This is a genomic window from Alcanivorax sp. HI0044 (assembly GCF_001634945.1).
Genome location: NZ_LWEZ01001616.1, coordinates 1 through 1466 on the forward strand (window position 1 = coordinate 1; position 1466 = coordinate 1466).

The 1466-nt window shown below is 47.7% G+C and carries 2 protein-coding genes; both read left to right on the forward strand.

What is annotated here, in order from left to right; all coding sequences use genetic code 11:
* The first annotated feature begins 206 nt into the window (after nucleotides 1–206).
* Entirely contained in the window at nucleotides 207–890 is a 684-nt protein-coding gene (locus A3730_RS24370) for a response regulator transcription factor (RefSeq protein WP_063520204.1), read from the forward strand.
* A gap of 144 nt (nucleotides 891–1034) precedes the next feature.
* On the forward strand, nucleotides 1035–1466 hold a 432-nt coding region (locus A3730_RS24375; protein WP_304439533.1), incomplete at its 3' end, for an FIST N-terminal domain-containing protein.

Genomic DNA, 1466 nt, shown 5'->3' on the forward strand with positions numbered 1-1466 from the left:
TTTGCCCTGCTGTCCAGCGGGGCGTTATTTCCTATTCAGGAAAATACTACTTTAGAACAATAGCGCCTTCAGTCTTAAGACCATAGAGTAGTGGACGATACAGGCTGTTTAGACTGGCTTGGTCATTGTTTGAGCCAGCTAAACATGGAGTCTCTGACGATAAGTACAATAACCCAGTACTTCAGGGTGATAGGAGAGTGCCGTCCATGTACCAAATCCTAATCGCAGATGATCACCCTCTTTTCCGCGAGGCTATTGCTCGTGTAATTGATGATGGCTTTCCTGGAAGCACTTTGCTGGAAGCCTCGGGGCTTGATGGTGCTATAGAGATCATCGATCAGAACGATGATATCGATTTGGTCCTGTTGGACCTGAATATGCCAGGTATGCAGGGCTTGAGTGGGCTGGTGCAACTGCGAAACCAGTTTCCCGGTGTGCCTGCGGTGATCGTTTCTGCCGAAGAAGATAAAAAAGTTATATTGCAAACAGTGACTTACGGAGCTGTAGGGTTTATTACCAAATCGACACCCCGTAAACAGATGATTAGTGCACTTGAGCAAATTCTTTCCGGGTCGATATATCTTCCCTCAGATATTATTCGATCAGGCGGTGGTTCTGTGCAGGCGCGTCATCAGGAGCCAGGGTTGTTACCCGAGCTATTGGAAAGTCTGACACGTAAACAACTTCAGGTGTTTGAAAGAATGACCCGGGGCGAATCCAACAAAATGATTGCCTACGAGTTGAGCATTGCTGAAAGTACGGTGAAAGCTCATGTATCAGCCATTTTGAGAAAGCTGGGAGCCACAAATCGAGTACAGGCGATTCTGTCAGCAAGTGATATCGATTTTGGAGCCTATTTGAAACATCCAGGTCGTATGGCGGAACAATAGGCATGCTCAATGATTCGGTTTGTTATGATAAATCGAGTAACAAAAGCCCAACGACTGTTTCCTTCACTGGGACAACAATATTCCGCAGAATTAGCCAGCAAAGGCGCCAGGAAATAGCGCGACAATAAAAAACGGGAGAGTCTGATGACTGCCGCCCCTCTAAACGCTGTGCTAACAACGTTCAGTAATGCCGCCAATGAAGAGGTTGCAGCTGCCGAGCTGGCTGCAAAGCTGAAAAACCCGAACTTGGGTTTCGTACTGTTCTTTTGCTCAGTGGAATATGATCTTGATCGTCTGGCTGCAGCCATGCGGGATAACTTCGCTGGAATTCCCATGTCAGGCTGCACCTCCTGCGGTGAAATTACTTCCAAAGGGTATGATCAGGGATCAATTGTGGCCATTGGGTTTGATCGCCGGTTATTCACAGTCAGTCAAAAGCTTGTGGAAAATGTGGACAGTTTCGGCCTTCTCGATGCCCAGCAGCTTGTCGATGGCTTGCTAACCGAGTGCAGCGAAGGTATGACGGAGTCACCCGCAGAGCACAATACTTTTGTGCTAACGCTGATGGATGGGCTA

Bases quoted from the DNA above. Each gene is read 5' to 3' on its own strand.
- A3730_RS24370 (WP_063520204.1), top strand. From the start codon at position 207: ATGTACCAAATCCTAATCGCAGATGATCACCCTCTTTTCCGCGAGGCT.